Here is a 23426-nt window from a genome sequence, read left to right on the forward strand (position 1 = left end):
CTCGGTGATACTCGCGGTGCTTGCGGTGCGTGCAGTGCTTTCGGTTCTGGTGATGCTTACGGTGTCGATGATGCTCGGTGGTGCTCAGGTGTGCTCGAATGTGCTCTACGCGCGTCAATTTGTGGTGACGCCACGTCAGTTGTCAAGGCTTCTCAGGTGGCCGGACCAGGGCGGGCAGGTGAACTGCCCGAGATGCGGTTGATTCCGTCTACGCTGGGGCCTCGCACCAGCCGAAGTCCGTCCGAGGAGCTGAACCCCAGATGTCCGCAGACCGCCCCAACCTGCCGCCGGTGCGGCTGCACTCCGAAGCGGAGCTGGCCCGGGAGGCGCTGAGCGCACCGCTCTTCGCCCGCGCCGTCGAGCTCGCCCGCTGGTCCGAGGGCGGCGTGCCCGTAGGTGTCGGCGGGGAGATCCTCCAGGAGCGGCTGCTCGCCGCCACCGAACACCTCGGCCTGGAGAAGGACGAGGAGGGGCTCGCCCACGCCGCCGAGGCGTGGCAGCTCGCCGTGGACACCGGCCTGGTCCAGGTACAGGAGAGCGCCGAGGCGGAAGAGGACCTGCCCGAAGACGCCGCCGTCGGCACCGCCACCCCCGGCGAGGAGCTGGACCTGCTGACCTCCGGCGGCCCGCAGGACGTCCTGGACATCTGGCTCGGCGGCATGGAGACGGTGCTCGCCGACGCGGTCGCGCCCGACCTCTCCGACATCGCCGACCAGCTCGCCGCCGGCGGCGAGCTGGACCTGGACGCCATCGACTGGAACCCGGAGGAGGAGGCCGAGCTGCTGGACGGCATCCTCGGCAACCTCTACCTGCTCACCGCGCTCAACGACGGGCCGCAGCCGGACGTGCCGCTGCCGGCGCTCGCCGCTTCCATGATCGTCCCGGAGGACATGGACGAGCCCACCGACGACGTCCTCGAAGAGGTCTCCGAGGCGATGATGCGCCTGGACGAACAGTTCCGCGTCCTGGAGCCGATCGGGCTGGTCGCCTACCAGCCGGTGGACGAGGCACTCATCGAGGAGCTGGACGCGGACGACGAGGCCGTGCCGGAGGCCGCCGCGCCGGAGCCGGCGGAGGAGGAGGACGTCTCCCGCTACGGCCTGGTCCGCCTGACCCCGCTGGGCATCTACGCCGTACGGGCGCGGATGCTGGACGCGGGCGTGGACGCGCCGGCCGTCGGCGACCTGGCCGGACAGGACGCCGATGCGCTGCTGGCCGCGCTGCCGGCCTACCCCGAGAGCCTGGCCCGGGCCGAATCCGAGCAGTGGCTCGCGGCCCGTACGCCCGAGGACGCCGCCCGCGCCCTGCTCGCAGCGGCCCGCGGCGACGACCCCGGCGCGCCGCTGCGCCGGCTGTCCTGTCAGCAGACCCTCTCGCTGGCCGGCCCGGAGGCCGAGCCCGCGCTGCGCGAGGTGCTGGAGGACCGGCAGCTCGGCGGGCTGGCCCGGGTCTGGCTCGCCGAGCGGGGCGTGACCGGCATCCCGGAGCCGTCCCAGGACATGATCTTCTGGCTGACCGTGGACACGATCGCCGCACAGCTCGGTACGGCCGAGGAGGACGGGGCGGAGCTGCGGGAACTGCTCCAGGGGCTGGTGAGCGGGCACAACGGGTTCTTCGACGCGGTCTGGCGGGTGGACCACCCGGCGACGGCCGACGTACTGGAGGCGATGGGCCGGCTGCACCCGGACAGGAAGACCGCCAAGGAAGCCCGTAAGGCGGCTTTCAAGGCGCGGTCGCAGCGCGGGAGCTGAGGGCCGCCGACGATCCGCGGTCCGCGGATGACCGGTCCTGCGGTTCCCGCCGGTGGCCGGCGGAACCACAGGACCGCGCCGGGCCGTGAGCACGGCCCGGCGCGGCGGCGGGAGGACCGGCCGGGGCCGGCCCCGTCATGCCCGGTGCCTCAGCACGTCAAGTACGTCGGTACGCCCGCGAGCACATCGGCACGTACGTCGGCGCTCCAGTACGTCGGCACGTCGGCACGTACGCGTACCTCAGCACATCACCTGCGTCGTGTGGTTGAAGGTCGAGGACTGTCCGTTGAACCCGTACGTGCCGCGGTAGGACAGCGGCACCTGGAACTGGCCGATGATCGTGATGGTCGAGGCGCAGTTCCCGGGGCCGCCGGGGCGCTGCCCGTCCAGTCGCAACTGCGGGCCGATCGAACCGCCGGTGATGTTCCACGGTGCGCCGCAGATGCCGGAGGTGATCTGACCGCCGGTGACGACGTGCGGGTAGGTGTTGGGGTTGTAGGTGACCTCCATGTCGAAGGTGAGCGCTCCGTTGTTCAGCCTCATCTTCGCGGTGACCGCGAGAGCCTGCGGGGAGACGTCACGCTGCCTGGCGAACGCCTCGTCGCGGGTCTTGACCTCGGAGCCCTGGGCATTGACGTACTGGTGCTCGTACCCCTGCCCCTTCTTCTTCTGCGCTGCGCTGGTCATGGCTCTCCCTCGGTGTCTGTGGCGTCAGGCCAGTTGCTCGGCGATCTCGACGCGCAGCAGGGCGCGGACGTTCTCGATGTGGTTGAGCACGGTCACCGTCGAGGAACCCGCGAAGAGCAGCCCGATCGCGACGCTGTCCAGCGAGGTCACCAGCGAACCGGAGTCGCCGCCCGCGGAGATGTTCGTGGTCAGGATCTGGTCCTTGAAGCGCGCGGTGCCGGCCGTACCGTAGTTGACGTCGATCGTGGCGTCGGTGGAGATGATCCGGCCGAAGCTGATGTTGGTGGTCCGGCCGCTCTTCTTCACCAGGTCACCCACGGCGACGGAGGACTTGCGCCGCCAGGCCCGCGGCGGACCGCTGAAGTACTGGTCACGGGTGGCGTCCTCGAACTCGACCTTGGCCAGCGCCGCGTCGACGACGTTGTTGTGCTGCGGCAGCGGGACCTGCGGGGCGAACTGGATCGCGATGAAGCGGGCCAGCGTGCCGATCCGGTCGGCCGGGTCGGTGCCGCCGTCGAACCTGCCGGGCTGGAGCACGGGGCTGCCCAGCGGCGCCCGGTTGGAGTCCGCCAGGACGTGGTTGTTGCTCAGGATGTAGAACTGCGCCGGTATGCCGAGGCCGGGGGCCGGCGGGTTGGTCGCGGCGCCGGGCAGGAAGTCGTACACCACACTGCCCAGCGTGCCGGCGGTGACCTGTACGTTCCCGACCGAGAAGCCGGACGGGCAGGGGCGCATACGACGCTTGAGGAGCTGCGGCTCCAGGGCGCTGCCGAGCTGGCTGAGCTCTTCGAGCATGGGCTGCGTCAGCGAAGAGGTCAGTCCGCCGTCGGGGCCATAGCCGGCCTGCTGCTCCATCTGCTGCCTGCCGCCCTGCCCGCGCTGGGCATACGGCTGGGCCTGGGCCGCCACGTGGCCGACCGCGACGACGTCGGTGGGCGTGCCGTCGTCCATCACGTGCGGGATCACGTCCCGCTCGGGCAGCATCGACTCGGCAACCTTCTGGGTCACGAAGACGAGAACCGCTTCCTCGCCGGTCGGCTGTCCGTCGGTCCACTTCACGCCGTGGCCGAAGCCGACGACGTTCGCCAGCGGGTTCTGCGGGTGCATGAAGTCGGAAAGTGCCTGTTGACGGGAGGTGTCGCTGACCTGTCCGCCGGTGGGTCCGCGCATCATCTCGGGCTGGTTCACACCAGACCACCTCTTCCCCGGTGGGCGGGTCCCGTCCGGCTCCAAGCCGTACGCCCACGGACAGGGCCCGTACGCCCGTCAGTGGGGGGCGCGTACGGCCGCGGGGCGGGGCCACGTTCGCTTGACGAGTCCGGCCCGCCGCGGCGGGCGGCTCGGATGGAGGGCGGACACCCTGCACGGACGGACGTGCGTGCCGTGCGGCCGACGCGCGTGCCGTGCGGCCCAGGGTCCGCGCACTCCCTGTGGGTGATGCAGATCGGTGGAGCAGCTAGGTAGGGACTGTCTATTGCCGGGGCGGGCGGCGGTCAAGGCGGTATGCGGGAAATCTTGCACTAGCTGAGTGAATGCCCTCGTTGACCTTGTTTGCCATGGCTCCGAGGGTGAGTCAATCGCTGCCTGAACGACGTCCGGCGTTCAACTGGAATTCGCGGGGGGACGGGAGGGTGTGCCGCGCGGACGCCGCGTGCGCCGCGGAGACGGAGTGCACCGCGGAGACGGAGTGCGCCGCGGCAACGGTGTGCGCCGCGGCAACGGTGTGCACCGCGGAGACAGCAGAGGCAGCGCAGACAAGCAGGGACAGGCGCAGTCAAGCGCAGACAAGCGGGGACACGCGCAAGCAAGCGCAGACAAACGGGAACGAGAGCCGCACAGGGGCGGCGGAGACATCGGCCGGCCTTGCCCAGGAGATGACGGAGATGCCCATGCCGCTCACCCGGAGAGACTTCGCCGCACGTTCCGCCCTCGCCGGGGCGGGCATCGCGCTGACCGGCAGCACCGGCGTCCTGGCCACCGCGCCCGGCGCCCTGGGGGCACCGTTGCCGCAGGGCACGGAGACGGACCCACGGACACCAGGCGCCGCTCGTGACGCCTCCGGTGCGCACCGCCCCCGGCTCGGTTACGGCCCGCTGATCCCGGACCCGCGCGGCATCCTGGCGCTGCCGGCCGGATTCTCGTACGAGATCATCACCCGGGCCGGCGTGACCAGGCTGGAGAGCGGCGAGCCGACCCCCTCCCACCACGACGGCACCGCCGCCTTCCCGGGCCCGCGCGGGACGACCCTGCTCGTCAACAACCATGAACTCAAAGGCCCGCGCGCCAAGTGGCCCTACCCGGTGCCGCTCGCCGAGGGCCTGGTCTACGACCCCGCCGCGGCCGGCGGCTGCACGGTCGTGGAGGTCTCCCGGGACGGCGAGCCCGTGGGCGAACGGGTCGGCATCGCCGGCACCTCCACCAACTGCGCGGGCGGGCGCGCCCCTTGGGGTACCTGGCTGACCTGCGAGGAGACCGAGGACCAGGCCGGCCACAACGGTATGACCAAGGACCACGGCTATGTCTTCGAGGTCGACCCCCACGACCTGCGGGCCGCCCGCGACCCCCGGCCGGTCAAGGCGCTGGGCCGGTACGCCCACGAAGCCGTGGTCGTCGACCCCGAGCGCGGCCACCTCTACCTGACCGAGGACGCCTCCAACCCCAACGGCCTCCTCTACCGCTGGACACCCCCGCACGGCTTCACACACGGCCGCGGCCGGCTGCGCACCCTGGCCGAGGACGCCGGGGTGCTGGCGGCGTTCCGGTGCCACGACTCCGGGGGCCGCTTCGTGGACGACCTCTCCCGGGCCACGAAGAGCGGCACGGTGTACGGGGTGGACTGGGCGGAGGTCGCCGACCGCGACGCCCGTACGACCCCGGTGCGCCGGCAGTTCGCCGACGGGGAGGTCACCCGCGCCCGGAAGCTGGAGGGCATGTGGTGGGCGGACGGCGGCGCGTACGTCGTGGCCTCCTACGCCCGGGAGGAGAGCCCGGTGCGGCACGACGGACAAATCTGGTTCTACGATCCGCGCCGGCGCACCCTCACGCTCAAGGTCCGCCTCGGGGTCAACCCCGATCCCACGAACGACGGTGCCTTCGACGGGCCCGACAACATCACCGTCTCGCCGCACGGCGGCCTGATCGTCGCGGAGGACGGCGAGGGGCTCCAGCACCTGTTCGGGGCCACCGACGACGGACGTACGTACCCGGTCGCGCGCAACGAACTGAACCTGGGGACGCCGCAGGAGCCCGAGTACAGCGAGTTCACCGGCCCGGTCTTCTCACCGGACGGCCGTACGCTCTTCGCCAACATCCAGGAGCCGGGGATCATGCTGGCGATCACGGGGCCCTGGCGGCGCGTGTAGCGGGGGAGGAAGGCGGGCGACCCGCCGGGCCGCCGAACCGCTGATCCGGCGACCCGGCCAGGGACGGAATCATGCGCGCCCACGATTGTTGAACAGACATGTGAGCCCAACGACACGGCCGGCGCGCTCCACGGCCCCACCCAAGGAGCCTTCCGCGCCTTCCCCGCTTTCTGCTGCTTCCCCGCTTTCCTCTTCCTCGTCGGCGTACTCCGGTACGCGCTGGTCGGTCCTGGACCGCTCCCGGACCCGGCAGGGGCGGCCGGAGGCGGAGGCGCTGCGGGACACCGTACGGCTGGCGCGCCGGGCCGAGGAACTGGGGTACCACCGCTTCTGGGTGTCGGAACACCACAGCGTGCCGGGGGTCGCCGGGTCCGCGCCGACCGTGCTCGCCGCGGCGGTGGCCGCGGCCACCAGCCGGATCCGGGTCGGGACGGGCGGTGTGATGCTGCCCAACCACCGGCCGCTGGTGGTCGCCGAGCAGTTCGGCGTACTGGAATCGCTCTTCCCCGGCCGGATCGACATGGGACTGGGCCGGTCGGTCGGCTTCACCGACGGCATCCGCCGGGCGCTGGGCAGCGACAAGGAGGCCGCCGACCGCTTCGGTGAGCAGGTGGCGGAGCTGCTGGGCTACTTCACCGGCGAACAGCGCGCCCATCCGCAGGTGCACGCCCGCCCCGCCGAGGGACTGCGGGTGCCGGCCTTCGTCCTGGCCACCGGAGCGGGCGCGGACCTCGCGGCGGCAGCCGGCCTGGCCCTGGTCATCGGCGACCTGCGGGGCCAGGAGGCGATGCTGGCGGCGATCGAACGCTACCGGGCCGCCTTCCGCCCCTCGGCGCTGTGGGAACGGCCGTACGTGATCGTCTCGGGCACGGTCGCCGTCGCCGACACCTCCGAGGCCGCCCGGCGGCTGCTCCTCCCCGAGGCGTGGTCGATGGCCTACTCCCGTACGCACGGCGTCTTTCCGCCCCTGGAACCGGCCGACGCCGTACTCGCCCGCGAGCCGTACATGACCGCCAAGGAACGCGAGTTCTACCAGGCCGCGCAGCGCGGTCACCTCCACGGCACGGAGGACGAGGTCGCCGACGCCCTGCGCACCCTGTTGGACCGCAGCGGCGCCGACGAAGTACTGGTCACCACCAGCACCCACGACCGCGACGCCCTCCTGGACTCCTACGAACGCCTGGCACACCTGACCGGCCTGACCGGACCGGTGGGACGGGCAGCTTGACGAATCGACCGCGCTGTACGAGCAGCTCCGCCATCCATGAACCACGCGCTTGTGGCAGTACCCCATACCTGTTACCGCTCGATGGAAAGCGACCAGCGGACTGATGACGGGGCCGTTACCTGGACTGTGGCCCCTATACGCTTCCGCTCGAACCGAAATTCATTGTACGTGCCATTCACCTTGTCGCCTGTGCAGGTGAGCGGGAAACTCATCGGCTCGACGAAGACGGTCAAGGTGCCTTTCCCTGAACAATTGACCTGTATGGCCAGGCGTCCGGAGATTGTTCTGCTGCCGAGCGGTAAGTTCACACTTCCCTTGCGGGAGTGAGCGCTGAGCAGCACCGTATTGCCGGGGAAAGGCCTGGGTGCCCTGGTGACGCTTTCGCCGCCGACGCGATGAAACCAGCGGTCCCCGTCTGACTCCACTACTCATGACTCACCCTTCTCCAATGCTGCCAACGGCTACCGCGGTCGGCGGGCGTCAGGCGAAGGCCGGGCCCGTTTGCTGTGGGCCCGGCCTTCGCTGTTGTCGGGTGGCCGGCGGAGTGGGACGGTGCCGACCGGTGGGTTTTTCAGAGAGCTTGGGCGGCGGGTTTGACCATGCCGCGGACGGTGCGGGAGTCGACGAATTCGCCGAGGGCGGTCATTTCCCATTCGCCGGTGAACTGGCGGATCAATTTGGCCATCAGCACGCCGGTGCGCGGCTCGGAGCCGGTCAGGTCGAAGCGGACCAGTTCCTCGCCGGTCTGGGCGTCCAGGAGGCGGCAGTACGCCTTGGCGACGTCGGAGAACTTCTGGCCGGAAAAGGAGTTCACCGTGAAGACCAGGCCGGTGACCTGCGGGGGGAGGCCGCCGAGGTGGACGGTGATGACCTCGTCGTCGCCCGCGCCGGCGCCGGTGAGGTTGTCGCCGGAGTGCTGGATGGCGCCGTTGAGGATCGCCAGCTTGCCGAAGTAGCAGTTGTCGATCTTCTTGCGGTCCGGGCCGTACGCGATCACCGACGCGTCCAGGTCGATGTCCTTGCCGCGGAAGGCCGGCTCCCAGCCCAGGCCCATCTGTACGGAGTTGAGCAGCGGCTGCCCGCCCTTGACGAGCGAGACGGTCTGGTTCTTCTGGAGGCTGACCCGGCCCTTGTCGAGGTTGACCTTGCCGCCGGGCATCGCACCGGGGGCGGGGGCGGGTGCGGCCGGTGGGGCCGGGGGCATGGCGGACTGGGGCGGGGCGACGGGCGCCGGGGCGCCGGTCGGCGGGGCCCACTGGTCGGCGGGCTGCGGCGGGGCCGGGGGCGCGGCCGGCGGGGCGGCGGACGCCTGGGGCGCGCTGGGTGTGGCCGGGCCGGTGGGGGCGGCGGGTTCCTCGACGCTGACGCCGAAGTCCGTGGCGATGCCGGCCAGGCCGTTGGCGTAGCCCTGCCCCACGGCGCGGACCTTCCAGGCGCCGTTGCGGCGGTAGATCTCGACGACCACGAGCGCGGTCTCCGGCCCGAGCTGCGGCGGGGTGAAGGAGGCGATGACGCTGCCGTCGTCCGCGTTGCGGACCGTACCCGTCGGTTCGGTGCCGGCGAAGGTGGCGCCCGGCGCGTCCAGGCTCGCCGTGACGACGATCTTCTCGATGCCGGCGGGCACGGCGGCGGTGTCCACCGTGATCGTGTCCCCGGACCCGCCCGCGGTGCCGGAGCTGTGGGTCACGCCCGGTCCGCTGGGCTGGTTGTAGAACACGAAGTCGTCGTCGGAACGCACCTTGCCGTCGGCGGTGAGCAGCAGGCCCGACACGTCGAGCCGCACCGGGGCGGTGACGTCCACCGCCACCCGCGGGACGGAGAGCGGGAGGTTCGAGCCAGGAGTCATAGCGGTCATACCTGGGATAACGAACGGCCCCCTTTTACGGTTCCATTACCTCGCGGCCATCTGCCGTCGTTTTCGCCACACCGTCACCGGCGGGCCCGGGAGTTGCCGAACAGCAGGCGGTAGGCGATGAGCAGGACCAGCGCGCCGGCCACGGCGGCGATCCACATGGACGGGTCGTAGAAATCCTTCGGTATGGGCCGGTGCAGGAAACGGGTGGAGAGCCAGCCGCCGATGAAGGAACCGATGATGCCGATGAGCGTCGTGCCCACGAGCCCGCCCGGATCCCGGCCCGGCAGCAGCACTTTGGCGATCACTCCCGCGATCAGCCCCAGTACGAGCCAGCTCAAGATGCCCATGGTGTCTTCCTACTTCCCGGTTCAGCCGTGGACCGTGGTCAGCGGTCCGTTGTGCCGTGTGTGGTGGCGCCTGACGTGCGGTGCGTCGCGGTGTTGTCCGTCGCGCACCGGACGTTGTGCCTTGGAGGACGCGGAAAGAGGGCGCGGAGTTCATTGCGTACGGTGACGGATCGCCGTTGCCCTGGTTCGCCCGCCACCTCTCCCGCCGGTGCTCCGCGGGTTCTCCGCCGGTGCTCCACCGGGTCTCCTTACGGAGGCCGCTCACTTCACTTCGTACCCGTGAGATGGGCGAAGACCACCACGTTGCCCAGGTACTCCTGCCGGGCCTTGTCGAAGCCGCCGCCACAGGTGATCAGCCGGAGTTCGGGCCGGCGCGCGGGCCCGTAGACCTTCTTGTCGGGGAAGCCGGCGCCGTCGTAGACCTCGACGGCGTCTATGGAGAAGACCGCGGTCCGGCCGTCCTCGCGCCTGATCTCTACGGTGTTGCCCTTCTTGAGGGAGCCGAGGCTGTAAAAGGCGGCGGGCCCTTGGTGGTTGTCGACATGGCCGGCGACCAGCGCGGTTCCCGCGGCGCCGGGGGCGGTGCCGTCCCCGTACCAGCCGACGAGGTTCTTACGCCGTTCCGGAGGCACCTCCAGGCTGCCGTCCGAGGTCAGCCCCAGTTTCATCACCGGGGCGTCGACCTCGATGGCCGGCACCCGGACGCGGACGGGCGGGGACGGCGGGAGCGGGTCGGGCGGCGGGGAGGGGGCGACGGCCGTAGGGGGCCCGGGGGTGTACGGCGGTGCCGCGAAGCCCTGTGCGGCGGAGGGCTGCGGTGGGGAGTGCGGCCGGGCGCCGTCGGTGATCAGCCAGACGCCGGAACTCATCGCGATCGCGGTGAGCGCGGCGATGAAGGTGGCGTCGGCGCGGGTGAAGCGGGGGAGGGAAGCAGGGGACGTCAGGGGCGGGAGGGGCGTAAGAGGGGGAAAGGGGGAAGGGGGGCCATCGGCGTTCTCTTGCCTCCCGAGGAGCGGGCGCGGGCCGGCCTCCCGAGAACGGCGGACGTCTTCGGGAGGCCGGGACTGCTTGCGGTGGACCGGCCGGGACCGGGCTCGTCGGGAGCGGAGCCGTTCGCAGCCGTTCGCAGCCGTTCGGGCGTGTCGGGTCCGGGACTGTCGGAAGCGGGTCCGTCAGGACCGGTCGCCCGTACGGCGGCGCAGCATCCAGGTGCCTCCGGCGGCAGCGGCGAGCAGTACGGCCGAACCCGCGGCGATCTCGCCGGTGTCGACGCCCCCGCTCGTGCTGCCGATGCCGGTCCGTACCTTGCCCGTGGGGGTGGTCTTTCCGGTGCCGACGGTCACCGTGCCGGTGATCTCCCTGCCGTTGGAGCACTTGCCGCCGATGCCGTAATTGCCGGGCTTGGTGCTGGATGGCACCTTCAAGGAGCCCTGGACGTTCTCGTGGTGCGTCTGCCCCTTCGAGGACAAGGTGATGGTGCCGGCGCCGAGGGTGCTGGCGTCGACCGTGGCCGAGCCGTGCTTGCCGCAGGCGCTGCTGGTCAGATTGACCGTGCCACCGGCCTTTACCGGGTTCGGCGAGACTTCGATGGTCCCGAAGTCGCCGGCGAACGCCGCGGTGGCGGAGAGGCCGAGTGCGGCGACAGTCAGAGCGGCACCGGTGAGAACTCGAGTGGAACGCATGTGACGAACCTCCACGAAGCACGGACGCGACACACCGAAGTGCCGCAGGGGAATTGAGGGAGTCCCGTGCTTCCTGAGATCGAGATAAACCGCAGCGGGCGCGCCGAGCCTGCTGACGTTGCGTCAGGACCCGCCCCGCATGGCGGAGCGCCGGCCTGGACGGCCCCCGAATGCGCAGGTCAGAAGGTGTGCTTAAGTGATGGCTCGTAATCCGGCAAATTGGGATGAACGGGTGACCGGATGTCCTTGACAAGTGGCGGTGTGACTGTGCGTAGCCGGATTGGCGGGGCCGGGGAGTGCCGTACCGGTCCCGGTCCCCGGGCTCCGTTTGTCAGCCGGGTTCGACGAAGCCGCATTCGTACGCGGCGATCACCGCCTGCGTGCGGTCCCGCACCCCGAGCTTGGCCAGCACCCCGGCGACATGCGTTTTGACCGTCGCGGGGCCCACCGTCAGCCGGTCCGCGATCTCGGCGTTCGTCAGGCCCTTGGCCATCAGCCGCAGGACGTCCGACTCCCGGTCCGAGAGCCGCGCCCGCATCGCTTGCGCCCTGTCCCGCGTGGCGCGCGCGCCGGCGTGCGCGGCGGCGAGCGCCCGTACGGCGGCGGGGAAGAGCAGGCTGTCGCTGCGGGCCACCAGCCGCACCGCCTGCACCAGGTCGTCGGCGCTCGTGCGTTTGAGCAGGAAGCCGCTCGCGCCGGCGCGCAGCGCCTCGTACACATAGGAGTCGTTCTCGAACGTCGTCACCACGATGACGCGCGGCGGCTCGGACATTCCCGAGAGCACCTGCTCGGTCGCGCGGATGCCGTCGATCTCCGGCATCCGGACGTCCATCAGGACGATGTCCGGACGCAGCTCGCGGATCAGTGGTACGGCTTCGGCGCCGGTCGACGCCTCGCCGACGACCTCCATGTCCGGCTCGGCGCCCAGGATCACGCGCAGCGCCGTACGCACCATCCGTTCGTCGTCCGCGAGCACGATCCGCAGGCGGGAGCCGGCCGTGCCGTCCGCCGCGCCGGTGCCGTTCGATCCGCTCTCCGCTCCTGTTTCCGTTCCCGTTCCCGTTCCTGCTGCCGTGTTCGTTCCCGTTCCTGTCGTCGCGTCCGTCATCGGGTCGCTCCCAGCGGCAGGCGAGCCGTCAGGACCCACACACCGTCCTGGACGCCGGCCTGCGCATGGCCGCCCAGCAGGTGGGCGCGCTCGGCGATGCCGTGCAGGCCGTGACCGCCGCCCGGGCGGGTCGGGGGCCCGCCGGACGCGGTTGACGCGTCCGGCATGTCCGGCGCGTCCGGTGCGTTCGATATGTCTCGCGTGCTCAGAGCGGTCAGTTTCTCCATCGGGCCCCGGCCCCCCGTGCTTGCCAACGGATTCTCCATGGTGATGTGCAGTTCCTCTTCACGGACCGTGATCCGCAGCCGCACCGGTACCGGCCCGGCGTGGCGCAGCGCGTTGCTGAGCCCTTCCTGGACGATGCGGTACGCCTCCCGGGAGACCACCGGCGCCAGCCGCCCGCAGCCCTTGTCGACGGTCGCCTCGACCCGTACGCCCGCCGCCCGCGTACGGTCCAGCAGGCCGTCCAGACCGTCCAGCGCCGGGGCCGGGGCGTACTGCGAGCCGTCCTCCTCCCGCAGCAGCCCCAGCACCGTGTCCAGCTCGGCGACCGCCTCGCGGGTGGTCTCCTCGATGGCGGCCAGTGCCTGGCGGACGAAATCGGCGTCCGCGTCCAGCACCCGGCGGGCCGCGCTCGCCTGGAGGGTGACCGCGCTGAGCGCGTGTCCCACCGAGTCGTGCAGCTCGCGGGCGAGGCGGTTGCGCGAGGCCAGGTCGGCGGCGCGCCGTTCGGCCGCGGCCAGCCGGTCGCCGGGCGTGGGCCCCAGCAGGACCGGCGCGCAGCGGGCCAGCAACGCGCCCGCCCCCCAGGCCGTGCCCACCACCAGACCGAGCAGCGCGAGCCCGAGGAGTGGGCCGAGGACGCCGTCGATGGCGGGCCGGCCCAGCCGGTCCAGGTCCACCAGAGGCGTGACCGGGAGCAGGAGCAGTACCACCGCGGCGGGCGGTGCCGAGAGTGTCATGCCACTGACGATGCCGCCGGCCAGCAGGTGCGCCACGAACCACAGGGCCGTACGCCACCGGGCCGCCCAGGTCTGGGCGGGGCCGTCGGCCAGTTGGTCCGCCCGCTCCTCGGGGAGGTCGCACAGGGACCGTACCGCTACCGCCTCCAGCGTTCTCACCGGCGGGAAGACGAGTGCGGAGAAGGCGGCGACCGGAAGGGCCGCGCCGAAGGCCACGAACTCCCAGATCACATTTCTGAAGGGGTTCGCGTCCTCGAAGGCGATCGGGACGAGGGCCGTCATCAAGAGGAAGAACGGCATCAGCAGCGCGCCGCCGAGGATGAGATGGCTCCAGCGCCGGAGCATCACCCGCACCGCGCGCCCCCGCTTCCGGCCCCGCCGCCGGCCCTGATCTCGGCTCCGGCTCGTGCTCCGTCCCGTACGCCGGCGTGCACACCCGCTCGCACCCTACCCCTCACGCCCTCCCACACGCCTTTCCGCACACCCTCCCGCACGCCCTTCCGACCCCGCACCCGGAGGAAACACGGGCACCGGCCACGGCGGCCGGTATCGCGACGATCGTCCGCACAGAGTAGGTCAGCCTCGTCATGGGCGGGGTGGGCGGTGCGAGGCCGCCTCCGGGCCCGCCGGTCAGGGGTTGGGTCGTAGCCGCCGGGCGGCCCGCGTGAGGTCGGCCCGGGCGTCGAGGAGTGCGTCCTTGACGGTCTGTTCGTGGGCCGGGGTCAGCCGGGCCGTCGGTACCGAGCAGCTCAGCGCGTCGCGCGCCGGGGTGCGGTACGGGATCGCCGTCCCGAAGCAGCGCAGCCCCACCGTGTTCTCCTCGCGGTCCTCCGCAAAGCCCCGTTCGCGTACCGCGCGGAGTTCCTCTATGAGCTGTTCGCGGTCGGTGATCGTGTGATCGGTGACGGGGGTCAGGGACGGCGGCAGCATCGTACGGATCTGTTCGTCGGTGTACGTGGCCAGCAGGGCCTTGCCGAGGGAGGTGGAGTGGGCGGGCAGCCGGCGCCCCACGCGCGCGCCGGGGCGCAAGTGGTGTCGCGCGGTGCGGGCCGCCAGGCAGACGACGTCGGCGCCGTCCAGACGTGCCAGGTGGACGGTCTCGGTGGTGTCGTCCGCCAGGCGGTCCAGCGTCGGGCGGGCGGCGGCCACGACCTCGTCACCGTCGATGTAGGACGTGCCGACCAGCAGGGCGCGTACGCCGATGCCGTAGCGGGTACCGGTGGCGTCCGTCTCGATCCAGCCGAGGTCCACGAGGGTGCGCAGCAGCATGTAGAGGCTGGACTTCGGATAGCCGACGGCTTCCTGGATCGCGGTGAGGCCGTGGGTGCCGGGCCGGGCCGCGAAGTATTCGAGCAACTCCACCGTACGGACGGCGGACTTGACCGGCGAACCGCCGTCCACGGGACGCCGGCCGGCGGCGCTCCCGGGGCTCTCGTCCGTAACCGGCATCGCTCTTGACCCCCTTGTTCGGACCCACCTAGAGTCCGGATTGTTCGCCCCATTCAGCATTCGGGACGGCGTTCAGCATAGTGAACGGCCCAGGGGATGCGGCAGGAGTTGCTCGGCCCGGAAGGAGCGCGGTGACCACGAAAGCGGCGGCGACGACAGCCACAGGAGCATCGGAACCGGTGTGGAGCATCGATCCCCGGACCGGAGCGCGGCGCGAACAGGTCGCCGCGGAGGCCACGGCCGAGGAGGTCGACGCGGCGGTACGCGCCGCGCACGCCGCCCGTGACGCGCTCGCCGACCGCGGCGTACGGGCCGCCCTGCTGCGCCGCGCCGGCGATCTCCTGGACGAGACCGGTGCGGACGTCATCGCAACCGCCGACGCGGAGACCGCACTCGGAACCGACCGGCTCGCCGGCGAACTGGCCCGTACGACCTACCAGTTGCGCGCGTTCGCCGACGACGTGGAGGAAGGCGCCTTCCTCGACGTACGGATCGACCACGCCGACCCCGGCCGCACGCCGCCCCGGCCCGACCTGCGCCGCTACAAGGTCCCGCTCGGCGTCGTCGCCGTCTACGCCGCGAGCAACTTCCCGCTCGCCTTCTCCGTACCCGGCGGCGACACCGCCAGCGCGCTGGCCGCCGGCTGCCCCGTCGTCGTCAAGGCGCATCCCGGCCACCCCGCCACCTCGGAACTGTGCGCATCCGTGCTGCGCCGCGCCGCGAGCGGACTCGGCCTTCCCGAGGGCCTGATCGGCCTGGTGCACGGCTTCGACGCGGGCGTGGAGCTGGTGCGGCACCCGCTGGTCGCCGCCGCCGGCTTCACCGGGTCCGTACGCGGCGGACGGGCCCTGTACGACGCGGCGGCGGCCCGCCCCCGTCCCATCCCCTTCCACGGCGAGCTCGGCAGCCTCAACCCCGTTGTGATCACCGAGGCCGCCGCCGAGGAGCGCGCCGAACAGATCGGCGCGGGGCTCGCGGCGTCGATGACGCTCGGCGCCGGGCAGTTCTGCGTCAAGCCGGGGCTGGTGCTGGTGCCGGCCGGCGCGGCCGGGGACCGGATGGTGAGCTCCCTGACCACCGCCGTGAGGAAGACCGGGCCGGGCGTCCTTCTGGACCGGCGGATGCGTACGGCCTTCCTGGAAGGCGTACGCGCCCGGACGACCGGGCTTCCGGATGTCCGTACGCCCGTGACACCCGGAGCGGCCGGTGAGCACGCCGTCGCCGCGGGCTTCCTCACCGTTCCGGCGGACCGCCTCACCACCGAGGGTGGGCCGTACGACCTGCTGCTGGAGGAGTGCTTCGGGCCGGTGACCGTCCTCGCGCGGTACGCGGACGAGGCCGAACTCGACGCGGTACTGGCCCGGCTGCCCGGCAACCTCACCGCGACACTGCACCTGGGGGCGGCGGAGTGCGGTGGGAGTGCTGAGAGTGCGGGGGTGGGCGCGAGTGGCGATCTGCGCGCGGGCGTGGGCGTCGGCGCGCGTACGGATGCGAGCGACGGCGTGCGTGATGGCGCGGGCGCGGAAGGGGGCGTGAAGTCCGATGCGGGCGCGGTCGCGAGTGCCGGAGCGAACGAAGGTACGGGCGTCGGCGCGCACGCCGGAGCGGTGGGCGGCGGGCGTGGTGCCCGGCTGCTGGCCGCGCTGACCCCGCTGGCCGGCCGGGTGGTCGTCAACGGCTGGCCGACCGGGGTGGCGGTGGCCCCGGCCCAGCACCACGGCGGCCCCTACCCGGCCACCACCTCGACCTCCACCTCCGTGGGCGGCACCGCCGTCGAACGCTGGCTGCGCCCGGTCGTCCACCAGGACACCCCGCCCGCCCTCCTCCCGCCCGAGTTGCGCGAGGACAACCCCCTCGGCCTCCCGCGTCACGTCGACGGCCGCCGAGACCCGTGAGCCGCATGTCCCCGCCCCCGCCCCGCGCCCCGTCCCGGCGGACGGCCCCGGCACGACCGTGCGCCCCGCAACCCCTGACGACCTGGACGCGATCACGCTCCTGCACGTCCGCGCCCGCGCCGCGTACGACCGGGCCCGCACCCAGGGCGCGGCGCACCCCGGCAGCCGCCCACCCGGCCCGCCGCCCGACACGTACGAAACTTCCGGCGCATCCGACGCGTACGGAACCCCCGCCACCCCCGGCACATACACAACTCCCGACCCTCCGGACACTCCCGGCGCTCCCGGCACGTACGGCCGTGTCCACCCCACAGCCGGCCACATCCGCGTCGATCGCACCCCCGCGGCCCCCGATCCTGCCGCCCCCGATCCTCCTGCCTCTGGTTCCGCCGCCTTCCGTTCCGCCGACCCCGCCCCCGCCGAGTACGTCCGCTTCCGTGACGCCTGGCAGCGGGCGCTGGCCCGCGCGGACACGACCGTGCTGTGTGCCGAGCGGGACGGCACCGTCCTGGGCGCCGCCGCCTTCCGTCTCGCGCCGGACGCGGTGGTGCCCGCCACGGCCACCCTCCGCCAACTGCACGTCGACCCCGCCCACTGGCGGCAGGGCATCGGCACCGCCCTGCTCCACGCCTGCCGGGACGCCTGGCGGGACCACGCGGTCTCCCGGGCCCTGCTGGAGGTGTTCTGGCACAACCGGCGCGCCCGCGCCTTCTACACCCGGCACGGCTGGCAACCGGACCCGGACCGTCCGCCCGCCCCCGACGCCACCCACCTGCACCTGTTCCTGCCGCTGGGCACCGCGATCACCGTCGCGCCGTAGCGGCATGACGAGCTCCTCGTCATCGAGGTGAGCGGGTGACGGTGAGCAGGAGCGGCGAATGGACGCCGAGCTGGGCGGCGGAGTCGGCGACGGCCTCGGCCAGCCATCCGACCGCGTCACACGACCACTGGGCAAGCTCCCCGCGCAGCACCACGCCGTGTCGGGGCGGACCGTTCCAGAGACTGTCGTCGAACGGCGGAGGGGGGACGTCGTGCCGGCCGGCGATGTCGTGGCACCTGCAAACGAAAACGTCCTGGCCGAGGTGGCCGAGGTGCTCGGTGAGCTGTGGTGCGACGGCGGGGATCACCGGGTCCCGGCCACTGTTGATGCCGACCTCCACCGGTGTCCCCGATCGCGGATCGCGCTCAGAGAACCAGGGGGCCGTCAGGACCGAGGGCACGGGCGCGTACGGTGGCCGCGCCGCGGGGTCGAGCCCCTGTACCGGCAGGAGGACCTGTACCGCGGACAGGTCCAGTGCGCCGGCCCGCGCTGACGCGTCCTCGGCGCACCGCAAGAAGGGCTGTACCGGTAGCGGCCGGTCGTCGGCCACCGCGCTGGCCTCGACCTGGAACCACGAGATCAGTCCCGCTCCCGAGGCGGCGGAGGGGTGGGTCCACCCGGCGTCGTTCATGGCCCACAATCCGGGTGCGCGGACCATGTGGTCCTTGCCGTCGCCCCCCGCCGACCTGTCGTCGAGCCAGCCCATGGCGAGCGACCGGTGATAGAACAGCGCGTAGGCGTCGAGCTCGGGATCGCGCCAGGCGTGCGGGACCAGCTCGCCGTACAGTGCAGCGAACATGGTGCCCGCGGTCCGACGGGCCGCGGGCACCACGCCCGGCTGTGCAGTGCCATTGCGCTCCGGCACGCTGGGTCGGTCCTCTCCGGGATGCTTCGCAGCCGCGCCGGTTCGCCCCAGGAAGCTCCTGAAGATCTGGAAAACGCTCCCGGCTCACCCCGGTTTACCCCGATCGCCTTTTCGGTGCGAACCCGAGCAATCCGGTCGGCCGAAGGAGGCCGGCCGAAGGAAGCCGGTCGGCCGAAGCCAGACTTTCAGGACATCCCTAGTGCACTAGTTCACCCGGCAGTTGACATCGGCCTGGCGGTACGGCCACTCACTGGTGTCACCCTCGTCGACCACGTTGACGTCCACGTGGTTCCGCCAGGACGTCACCGCGGTGTTGTTGCAGTCCTTGCGTGCCACCGTACGGTCGCCGCTTCCAGTGTACGGCCTGAGCCTCTTCTTCTCCGAACACGCCTTCTGGCGCCAGGTGTTGTCCGTGTACCACTCATAGAGGCAGTTGTACACATCGGCACGGTCGTTGCTGCAGTTCCCCTTCTTCCACCATCCGTGACCGGACACGGCCACGCCGGTGCCGGACCGATGGGGGTTGTCCCTGCCGCTGACGGGTGTGCAGGCCAATGCCGCTTCCGTGGTCGCGTCAGTCACGTCCATGGGAATCACCCGGCCCGAGCGGTCCAGGTAGACCGCGGTCGTCTCAGCGCCCAATGGGGCAACCCCGGGGACGGCGTCCTGGCGCGACGCGAACGGGTGAGTCGTGTTGGCGCGCGGCCCGGAGGGCTCCGCCGCGCCGACCGACGGGGCTGCGGCGACCGACGGCGTTGCGCCTGGATCGGCATGGGCCGCGAAGCTGGTGGCCGCGGTGGTACCAAGGATCGTCACAGCGCCCAGCAGGGCGAATAAGATCCGCTTGCCCAAGTTTTCGATCACCATGTCTCCAACTGGTGGATTTGACGTGGACAGGCCGTATAAGCCATATCGAACGCGACGAGGAGGTGCCGGGCAACGTACGCGACCGGGGCAGTTGATGCGGCCGGCCGTGCAGCAGTCCGTGCGACTTTGTCCGGAGCACGACTGCCTCGCCACACGCCCTACCGTACGGATCCCGAGCCTGCCGACCCTCGCCGAGCGCTCCCACACCGCCCCGAAGCCGTGCCGCGCAGCAGCCGGCCTGCTCGACCAGGCGCTGTGGGATGGTGGCCGGGTGAACCTGGAAGACCTCGTCCGGCTGCGCCGGGCCCGTGACCTGATGGACCGCGACTACGCCAAGCCGCTCGACGTCCCGGCGCTCGCGCGCTTCGCCCTCATGTCGCCGGGCCATTTCTCCCGCAGCTTCCGCGAGGCATTCGGGGAGACACCGTACGGCTACCTGATGACGCGCCGGATCGAGCGGGCCAAGGCGCTGCTGCGCCGGGGGGACCTGACGGTGACGGAGGTCTGCTTCGCGGTCGGCTGTACCTCGCTGGGGTCCTTCAGCTCGCGCTTCACCGAACTGGTCGGGGAGAGCCCGAGCGCGTACCGGGCCCGCAGTCATGAGGCGGGCGCCGCCATCCCGGCCTGCATCGCCAAGATGTACACGCGACCGGTCAGGAATGGAGAAGCCAAACCCGCTGATCCGCCCGTAGCGTGAGACGCATGGACATCAAACTTTCCACCTGCTTCATCGCCGTCGACGACCACGACAAGGCGCTCGCCTTCTACCGGGACGTGCTCGGCCTGGAAGTACGCAACGACGTCAGTTTCGAGGGGATGCGCTGGGTGACGGTCGGCGCGCCGTCCCAGCCCGGGGTGGAGATCGTCCTCGAACCTCCCCTCGCGGACCCGAACGCCTCGCCCGCCGACAGGGAGGCCATGGCGGAGCTGCTGGCCAAGGGTCTGCTGCGCGGTGTCATCTTCCGGACCGACGACTGTGACGCCACCTTCGAGCGGATCCGCGCCGCGGGCGGCGAGGTGCTGCAGGAGCCGGTCGACCAGCCCTACGGAGTCCGCGACTGCGCCTTCCGCGACCCCTCCGGCAACATGCTGCGCTTCAACCAGCCCCGCGGACAGTAAACGCTCTCCACAGCGCGCGGGCGGCCCGCCTCCGGTCCGCCCGCCGGGGCAGCCGCCCGGTCGTCTTCAGGGAATAGCCGGACCCTCTAGATGGTTGCCCATGCAACTATCAGCTCGTGGAAAGTTCAGTCAGCTCATGCGCGTCGAAATCTGGTCGGACATCGCCTGCCCCTGGTGCTACATAGGAAAGGCCCGTTTCGAGGAGGGGCTGGCGCGGTTCGCGCACCGGGACGAGGTGCGGGTGGTGCACCGGTCCTTCGAGCTGGACCCGCGGGCGGAGGCCGCCTCGGACGTGCCGGTGATCGACATGCTGGCCCGGAAGTACGGAGTGTCGCGGGAGCAGGCCGAGAGCATGGAGGGGCGGGTCGCCGGGGCCGCCGCGCAGGCCGGACTGGAGTACCGGTCCGACCGCCTGCACGGCAACACCTTTGACATGCACCGGCTGCTGCACCTGGCCAAGGCGCGCGGTGTGCAGGACGCCCTGCTCGGGGCGCTGTACCGGGCGAACTTCGCCGAGGCCCGGCCGCTCGGCGATCCCGCCACGCTCGTCGGGATCGCCGTCGGGGCCGGGCTGGACGCTGAGGAGACCGAGCGCGTACTGGCGGACAAGGGTGCGTACGCGGACGCCGTACGGGCCGATGAGCGCGAGGCGGCGGAACTGGGCGTCACCGGCGTGCCGTTCTTCGTCATCGACCGCCGCTACGGCATTTCCGGCGGGCAGCCGGCCGAGGTCTTCGTGCAGGCGCTGGAACGGGCGTACGCCGAGAGGGAGGGAAGCGGGGGCGGAGAAGGGCCGGTGGAGGCCGGGGCGGAGACTGCCGCTGATGAGATGTGTGCGGACGGTGCGGACGGGACGTGCGCCGTGCGCTGACAGAAGACTCGTACGTCGCATACGAGCTTGTGCGTCGTGTACAAGCTCGTACGGCTCATGCACGTTCATACGGCTCGGGAACGCTCTCCTCGACGGCCTGCCGGAGCCGGCGTACACCTTCCTCCAACTGCGCCGTGCCGGGCGTGCTGACATACGTCAGGCGCAGATGGGGAGCGGTTGCCTCGGCGGGGAAGTACGGGCCACCGGGGGTGACCGCCACGCCGTGGCGCAGGGCGGTCGCGGCGACGGCGCGCTCGTCGGTGCCGTCGGGCAGCCGCAGCCACAGGTGGTAGCCGCCGTGGGGCGGCCGGTGCGGCAGGAGGCCGGGCAGTGTGCTGCCCAGGGCGGCGAGCAGGGTGGTGCGGCGGTCGCGCAACGCGTCGGCGAGCGTACGCAGATGGCGGGTCCAGGCGGGCGAGCCGACCAGTTCCAGGGCGGTCTCCTGTAGCGGACGCGGGACGAAGAAACTGTCGACGGCCTGGATCGCGCGCAGCCGTTCCAGAGCCGGGCCGCGGCCGGTCAGGGCCCCGATCCGCAGGCTGGGGGAGGACGCCTTGGTCAGCGAGCGGACATGGACGACGACGCCGTCGAGATCGTCGGCGGCCAGCGGGGCCGGCAGCGGAGGAGAGTCGGCGTGCATCAGGCGGCGGGCGAAGTCGTCCTCGACGACGAAGGCGCCCGCCGCCCGGGCGATATCGAGCACGGCGGTGCGCCGCTGCGGGGACAGGACCGCACCGGTGGGATTGTGGAACAGCGGCTGGCAGACGAACACCCGGGCCCGGGTGGCGTGGAACGCCTCGGTCAGCAGGTCGGTGCGTACCCCGTCGGCGTCGACCGGTACGGGGACGGGCCGCAGCCCGGCGGCGCGGGCGACGGCGAGCGTGCCGGGGTAGGTGGGGGACTCGACCAGGACGGCGGAACCGGGGGCGGCCAGGGCGCGCAGCGCGGTGGTGAGCGCGCTTTGACCCCCGGCGGTGATCAGGACGTCGGAGGCGCCGAGCGGGCCGCGTGGCCCGCCGATGTCACGGGCGAACCACTCCCGCAGCTCGGTCAGTCCCTCCACCGGGGGGCGGGACCAGGTGCCGGGTCTGCGGCCGGCCCGGGCCAGGGCGGCGGCCAGGGCGCGTTCCGGCTGGAGTGCCGCGTGCAGATAGCCCCCGTTGAGGTCGATGACCTCAGGTGGCGGAGCGGTGAGGGTGGCCAGCAGCCCGGAGGCGTCCGCGCTGCGGGGGCCGGTGTCGGCGGTGGCGTACGGCGGGTCCGCGCTCAGTGCCACCTCCTGCCAGGAGACGTCACCAAGGGCGCTCGCGGCGCGGCGGGGAGCGGCCTTGAAGACACCGGCGCCGGGCCGGGAGGTGACCAGTCCCTCGGCGGCGAGGGAGGCGATCGCCCGGGAGACCGTCACCGGGCTGACCTGATGCCGTGTCACCAGCGCCCGGCTCGACGGCAGCTTCTCCCCTTCCGAGTAGCGGTCCAGCTCCTTCCGCAAGATCGCGGCTAGCTGTGCAACGCTGCTACTGTCTTTCATGACGGAACAAGATAGCGCTATCCATTCCTCGGCGATAACGGTCCGCAGCGATATCCGCGGCGACATCCGTAGTGATTTCCGCGGCGATACCCATGGCGGTATCCGCGGCGGCACTGTCCTTGCCGCCCTCGGGGTGGTCTCCTTCTCCCTGAGCTTTCCGGCCACCGTATGGGCCCTGGAAGGTTTCGGCCCGTGGACCGCGACCGGCGTACGGGGCCTGCTGGCCGGCCTGCTCGCCACGGCCTGCCTGCTCGGAAGCCGGGTGCCGGTGCCCGCGCGCCGGCACTGGCCCGGCCTGCTCACGGTGGCCGCCGGCTGTGCCATCGGCTTCCCGCTGCTCACCACGCTCGCCCTCCAGACCTCCACCACCGCCCACTCGGCCGTCGTCGTCGGCATGCTCCCGCTGGCCACCGCCGCCGTCTCCTCCGCCCTGACCGGCCGGCGCCCCTCGCGCGGGTTCTGGGTGGCCGCCGTCCTCGGCGCCCTCACCGTGGCCGCCTTCACCCTCCAGCAGAGCCACGGCCTGCCGACCCTGGGCGACGCGTACCTCTTCGGCGCCCTGCTGGCGTGCGCCGCCGGATACGCCCAGGGAGGCCGGCTCGCCTCCCATATGCCCGGCTGGCAGGTCATCGCCTGGGGCGTCGTCGCCGCCCTGCCGGTATCCGCCCTGGTCACGGCCCTCTCCTTGCCGTGGGAGCCGGTACATCTCACCACCAAGGCGGTCGTCGGTACGGCCTACATCGCCGCCGTGTCCCAGTTCGGCGGGTTCGTCCTGTGGTACCGCGGCATGGCCGCCATCGGAGTGCCCAAGGCCAGCCAGATCCAGCTCGCCCAGCCCCTGATCACCCTTGTGTGGTCGGTCCTGCTCATGGGGGAACGGCTCGCACCCCTCGCCGCCGTCACCGCCCTGATCGTCCTCGGCTGCATCGTGGTCACCCAGCGCGCCCGTGGCTGACCTCCCGCCGCTGTGCGCAAGGCGGGTGAGACAGCAAGGCAGGTAAGGGGTGGGGCAGGTAAGAGGAGTGGGGGG

General features: G+C 71.8%; 21 protein-coding genes. 9 read left to right on the forward strand and 12 right to left on the reverse strand.

Annotated elements, in window-relative coordinates; genetic code table 11:
• Positions 1 to 260: 260 nt before the first annotated feature.
• Positions 261 to 1751, forward strand: coding sequence for a hypothetical protein (locus tag KGS77_RS28595; protein WP_242586038.1), 1491 nt, complete (start codon positions 261 to 263; stop codon positions 1749 to 1751).
• 240 nt (positions 1752 to 1991) lie between these two features.
• On the opposite strand, the gene KGS77_RS28600 is transcribed toward KGS77_RS28595, so the two are convergent.
• Positions 1992 to 2438, reverse strand: a complete 447-nt coding sequence (locus KGS77_RS28600; RefSeq protein WP_242586039.1) for a hypothetical protein — start codon at positions 2436 to 2438, stop codon at positions 1992 to 1994.
• 24 nt (positions 2439 to 2462) lie between these two features.
• Positions 2463 to 3626: a S1 family peptidase gene (locus KGS77_RS28605; protein ID WP_242586040.1), complete on the reverse strand. Its 1164-nt coding sequence runs from the start codon at positions 3624 to 3626 to the stop codon at positions 2463 to 2465.
• A 701-nt stretch (positions 3627 to 4327) separates the two neighbouring features.
• Here KGS77_RS28605 and KGS77_RS28610 point away from each other — a divergent pair.
• Together KGS77_RS28610 and KGS77_RS28615 are read left to right on the forward strand one after the other, a co-directional pair.
• Positions 4328 to 5800 (forward strand): alkaline phosphatase PhoX, encoded by a 1473-nt coding sequence (locus KGS77_RS28610; RefSeq protein ID WP_242587742.1) that lies wholly within the window; start codon positions 4328 to 4330, stop codon positions 5798 to 5800.
• A gap of 229 nt (positions 5801 to 6029) precedes the next feature.
• On the forward strand, positions 6030 to 7028 hold the full coding sequence (locus KGS77_RS28615; RefSeq protein ID WP_242587743.1) for an MsnO8 family LLM class oxidoreductase: 999 nt from the start codon (positions 6030 to 6032) through the stop codon (positions 7026 to 7028).
• A gap of 571 nt (positions 7029 to 7599) precedes the next feature.
• Here KGS77_RS28615 and KGS77_RS28620 read toward each other — a convergent pair.
• The 7 genes from KGS77_RS28620 to KGS77_RS28650 form a co-directional block, all read right to left on the reverse strand.
• Entirely contained in the window at positions 7600 to 8874 is a 1275-nt protein-coding gene (locus KGS77_RS28620; RefSeq protein ID WP_242586041.1) for a TerD family protein, read from the reverse strand.
• 83 nt (positions 8875 to 8957) lie between these two features.
• Complete coding sequence (locus KGS77_RS28625) at positions 8958 to 9230, reverse strand: GlsB/YeaQ/YmgE family stress response membrane protein (RefSeq protein WP_242586042.1); 273 nt, start codon at positions 9228 to 9230, stop codon at positions 8958 to 8960.
• Between the two features lie 266 nt (positions 9231 to 9496).
• A complete protein-coding gene (locus KGS77_RS28630) occupies positions 9497 to 10099 on the reverse strand; it encodes a class F sortase (RefSeq protein WP_242586043.1) in 603 nt (200 codons plus the stop codon).
• Between the two features lie 303 nt (positions 10100 to 10402).
• The gene (locus tag KGS77_RS28635) at positions 10403 to 10912 is read right to left on the reverse strand and encodes a hypothetical protein (protein WP_242586044.1); all 510 of its coding nucleotides are present in this window, start codon (positions 10910 to 10912) and stop codon (positions 10403 to 10405) included.
• Positions 10913 to 11243: 331 nt separating this feature from the next.
• Positions 11244 to 12020, reverse strand: a complete 777-nt coding sequence (locus KGS77_RS28640; RefSeq protein ID WP_277994278.1) for a response regulator transcription factor — start codon at positions 12018 to 12020, stop codon at positions 11244 to 11246.
• Positions 12017 to 13327: a histidine kinase gene (locus KGS77_RS28645; protein WP_242587745.1), complete on the reverse strand. Its 1311-nt coding sequence runs from the start codon at positions 13325 to 13327 to the stop codon at positions 12017 to 12019. The genes KGS77_RS28640 and KGS77_RS28645 overlap by 4 nt, the downstream gene beginning before the upstream one ends.
• Positions 13328 to 13612: 285 nt before the next feature.
• Positions 13613 to 14431 (reverse strand): IclR family transcriptional regulator, encoded by an 819-nt coding sequence (locus tag KGS77_RS28650; protein ID WP_242586045.1) that lies wholly within the window; start codon positions 14429 to 14431, stop codon positions 13613 to 13615.
• Between the two features lie 179 nt (positions 14432 to 14610).
• On the opposite strand from KGS77_RS28650, the gene KGS77_RS28655 reads away from it, so the two are divergent.
• Both KGS77_RS28655 and KGS77_RS28660 read left to right on the forward strand, forming a co-directional pair.
• Entirely contained in the window at positions 14611 to 16326 is a 1716-nt protein-coding gene (locus tag KGS77_RS28655) for an aldehyde dehydrogenase (NADP(+)) (RefSeq protein ID WP_242587746.1), read from the forward strand.
• Positions 16327 to 16384: 58 nt separating this feature from the next.
• Entirely contained in the window at positions 16385 to 17146 is a 762-nt protein-coding gene (locus tag KGS77_RS28660) for a GNAT family N-acetyltransferase (RefSeq protein ID WP_242586046.1), read from the forward strand.
• Between the two features lie 19 nt (positions 17147 to 17165).
• Here KGS77_RS28660 and KGS77_RS28665 read toward each other — a convergent pair whose 3' ends face one another.
• Together KGS77_RS28665 and KGS77_RS28670 are read right to left on the reverse strand one after the other, a co-directional pair.
• The gene (locus tag KGS77_RS28665) at positions 17166 to 17945 is read right to left on the reverse strand and encodes a hypothetical protein (protein WP_242586047.1); all 780 of its coding nucleotides are present in this window, start codon (positions 17943 to 17945) and stop codon (positions 17166 to 17168) included.
• 270 nt (positions 17946 to 18215) lie between these two features.
• The gene (locus KGS77_RS28670) at positions 18216 to 18878 is read right to left on the reverse strand and encodes a hypothetical protein (protein WP_242586048.1); all 663 of its coding nucleotides are present in this window, start codon (positions 18876 to 18878) and stop codon (positions 18216 to 18218) included.
• Positions 18879 to 19149: 271 nt separating this feature from the next.
• On the opposite strand from KGS77_RS28670, the gene KGS77_RS28675 reads away from it, so the two are divergent.
• From KGS77_RS28675 to KGS77_RS28685, 3 genes are all read left to right on the forward strand, one after another.
• Positions 19150 to 19575: a helix-turn-helix transcriptional regulator gene (locus tag KGS77_RS28675; RefSeq protein WP_242587747.1), complete on the forward strand. Its 426-nt coding sequence runs from the start codon at positions 19150 to 19152 to the stop codon at positions 19573 to 19575.
• Between the two features lie 5 nt (positions 19576 to 19580).
• Positions 19581 to 19997: a VOC family protein gene (locus tag KGS77_RS28680; protein WP_242586049.1), complete on the forward strand. Its 417-nt coding sequence runs from the start codon at positions 19581 to 19583 to the stop codon at positions 19995 to 19997.
• A gap of 136 nt (positions 19998 to 20133) precedes the next feature.
• Positions 20134 to 20868, forward strand: coding sequence for a DsbA family oxidoreductase (locus KGS77_RS28685; protein ID WP_242586050.1), 735 nt, complete (start codon positions 20134 to 20136; stop codon positions 20866 to 20868).
• Between the two features lie 55 nt (positions 20869 to 20923).
• Here the strand turns inward: KGS77_RS28685 and KGS77_RS28690 are convergent, their stop codons facing one another.
• Positions 20924 to 22396: a PLP-dependent aminotransferase family protein gene (locus tag KGS77_RS28690; RefSeq protein ID WP_242586051.1), complete on the reverse strand. Its 1473-nt coding sequence runs from the start codon at positions 22394 to 22396 to the stop codon at positions 20924 to 20926.
• On the opposite strand from KGS77_RS28690, the gene KGS77_RS28695 reads away from it, so the two are divergent.
• Complete coding sequence (locus KGS77_RS28695; protein WP_242586052.1) at positions 22395 to 23351, forward strand: DMT family transporter; 957 nt, start codon at positions 22395 to 22397, stop codon at positions 23349 to 23351. The two genes, KGS77_RS28690 and KGS77_RS28695, sit on opposite strands and share 2 nt — an antisense overlap.
• Positions 23352 to 23426: the final 75 nt, after the last annotated feature.

The organism is Streptomyces sp. MST-110588, from assembly GCF_022695595.1.
Taxonomy (GTDB): domain Bacteria; phylum Actinomycetota; class Actinomycetes; order Streptomycetales; family Streptomycetaceae; genus Streptomyces.

Coding starts and splice junctions, on each gene's coding strand:
- KGS77_RS28595 (WP_242586038.1), top strand. CDS start 261: ATGTCCGCAGACCGCCCCAACCTGCCGCCGGTGCGGCTGCACTCCGAA.
- KGS77_RS28600 (WP_242586039.1), bottom strand. CDS start 2,438: ATGACCAGCGCAGCGCAGAAGAAGAAGGGGCAGGGGTACGAGCACCAG.
- KGS77_RS28610 (WP_242587742.1), top strand. CDS start 4,328: ATGCCGCTCACCCGGAGAGACTTCGCCGCACGTTCCGCCCTCGCCGGG.
- KGS77_RS28620 (WP_242586041.1), bottom strand. CDS start 8,874: ATGACTCCTGGCTCGAACCTCCCGCTCTCCGTCCCGCGGGTGGCGGTG.
- KGS77_RS28625 (WP_242586042.1), bottom strand. CDS start 9,230: ATGGGCATCTTGAGCTGGCTCGTACTGGGGCTGATCGCGGGAGTGATC.
- KGS77_RS28630 (WP_242586043.1), bottom strand. CDS start 10,099: ATGAGTTCCGGCGTCTGGCTGATCACCGACGGCGCCCGGCCGCACTCC.
- KGS77_RS28635 (WP_242586044.1), bottom strand. CDS start 10,912: ATGCGTTCCACTCGAGTTCTCACCGGTGCCGCTCTGACTGTCGCCGCA.
- KGS77_RS28640 (WP_277994278.1), bottom strand. CDS start 12,020: ATGACGGACGCGACGACAGGAACGGGAACGAACACGGCAGCAGGAACG.
- KGS77_RS28645 (WP_242587745.1), bottom strand. CDS start 13,327: ATGCTCCGGCGCTGGAGCCATCTCATCCTCGGCGGCGCGCTGCTGATG.
- KGS77_RS28650 (WP_242586045.1), bottom strand. CDS start 14,431: ATGCCGGTTACGGACGAGAGCCCCGGGAGCGCCGCCGGCCGGCGTCCC.
- KGS77_RS28665 (WP_242586047.1), bottom strand. CDS start 17,945: ATGTTCGCTGCACTGTACGGCGAGCTGGTCCCGCACGCCTGGCGCGAT.
- KGS77_RS28670 (WP_242586048.1), bottom strand. CDS start 18,878: ATGGTGATCGAAAACTTGGGCAAGCGGATCTTATTCGCCCTGCTGGGC.
- KGS77_RS28680 (WP_242586049.1), top strand. CDS start 19,581: ATGGACATCAAACTTTCCACCTGCTTCATCGCCGTCGACGACCACGAC.
- KGS77_RS28685 (WP_242586050.1), top strand. CDS start 20,134: ATGCGCGTCGAAATCTGGTCGGACATCGCCTGCCCCTGGTGCTACATA.
- KGS77_RS28695 (WP_242586052.1), top strand. CDS start 22,395: ATGACGGAACAAGATAGCGCTATCCATTCCTCGGCGATAACGGTCCGC.
- KGS77_RS28690 (WP_242586051.1), bottom strand. CDS start 22,396: ATGAAAGACAGTAGCAGCGTTGCACAGCTAGCCGCGATCTTGCGGAAG.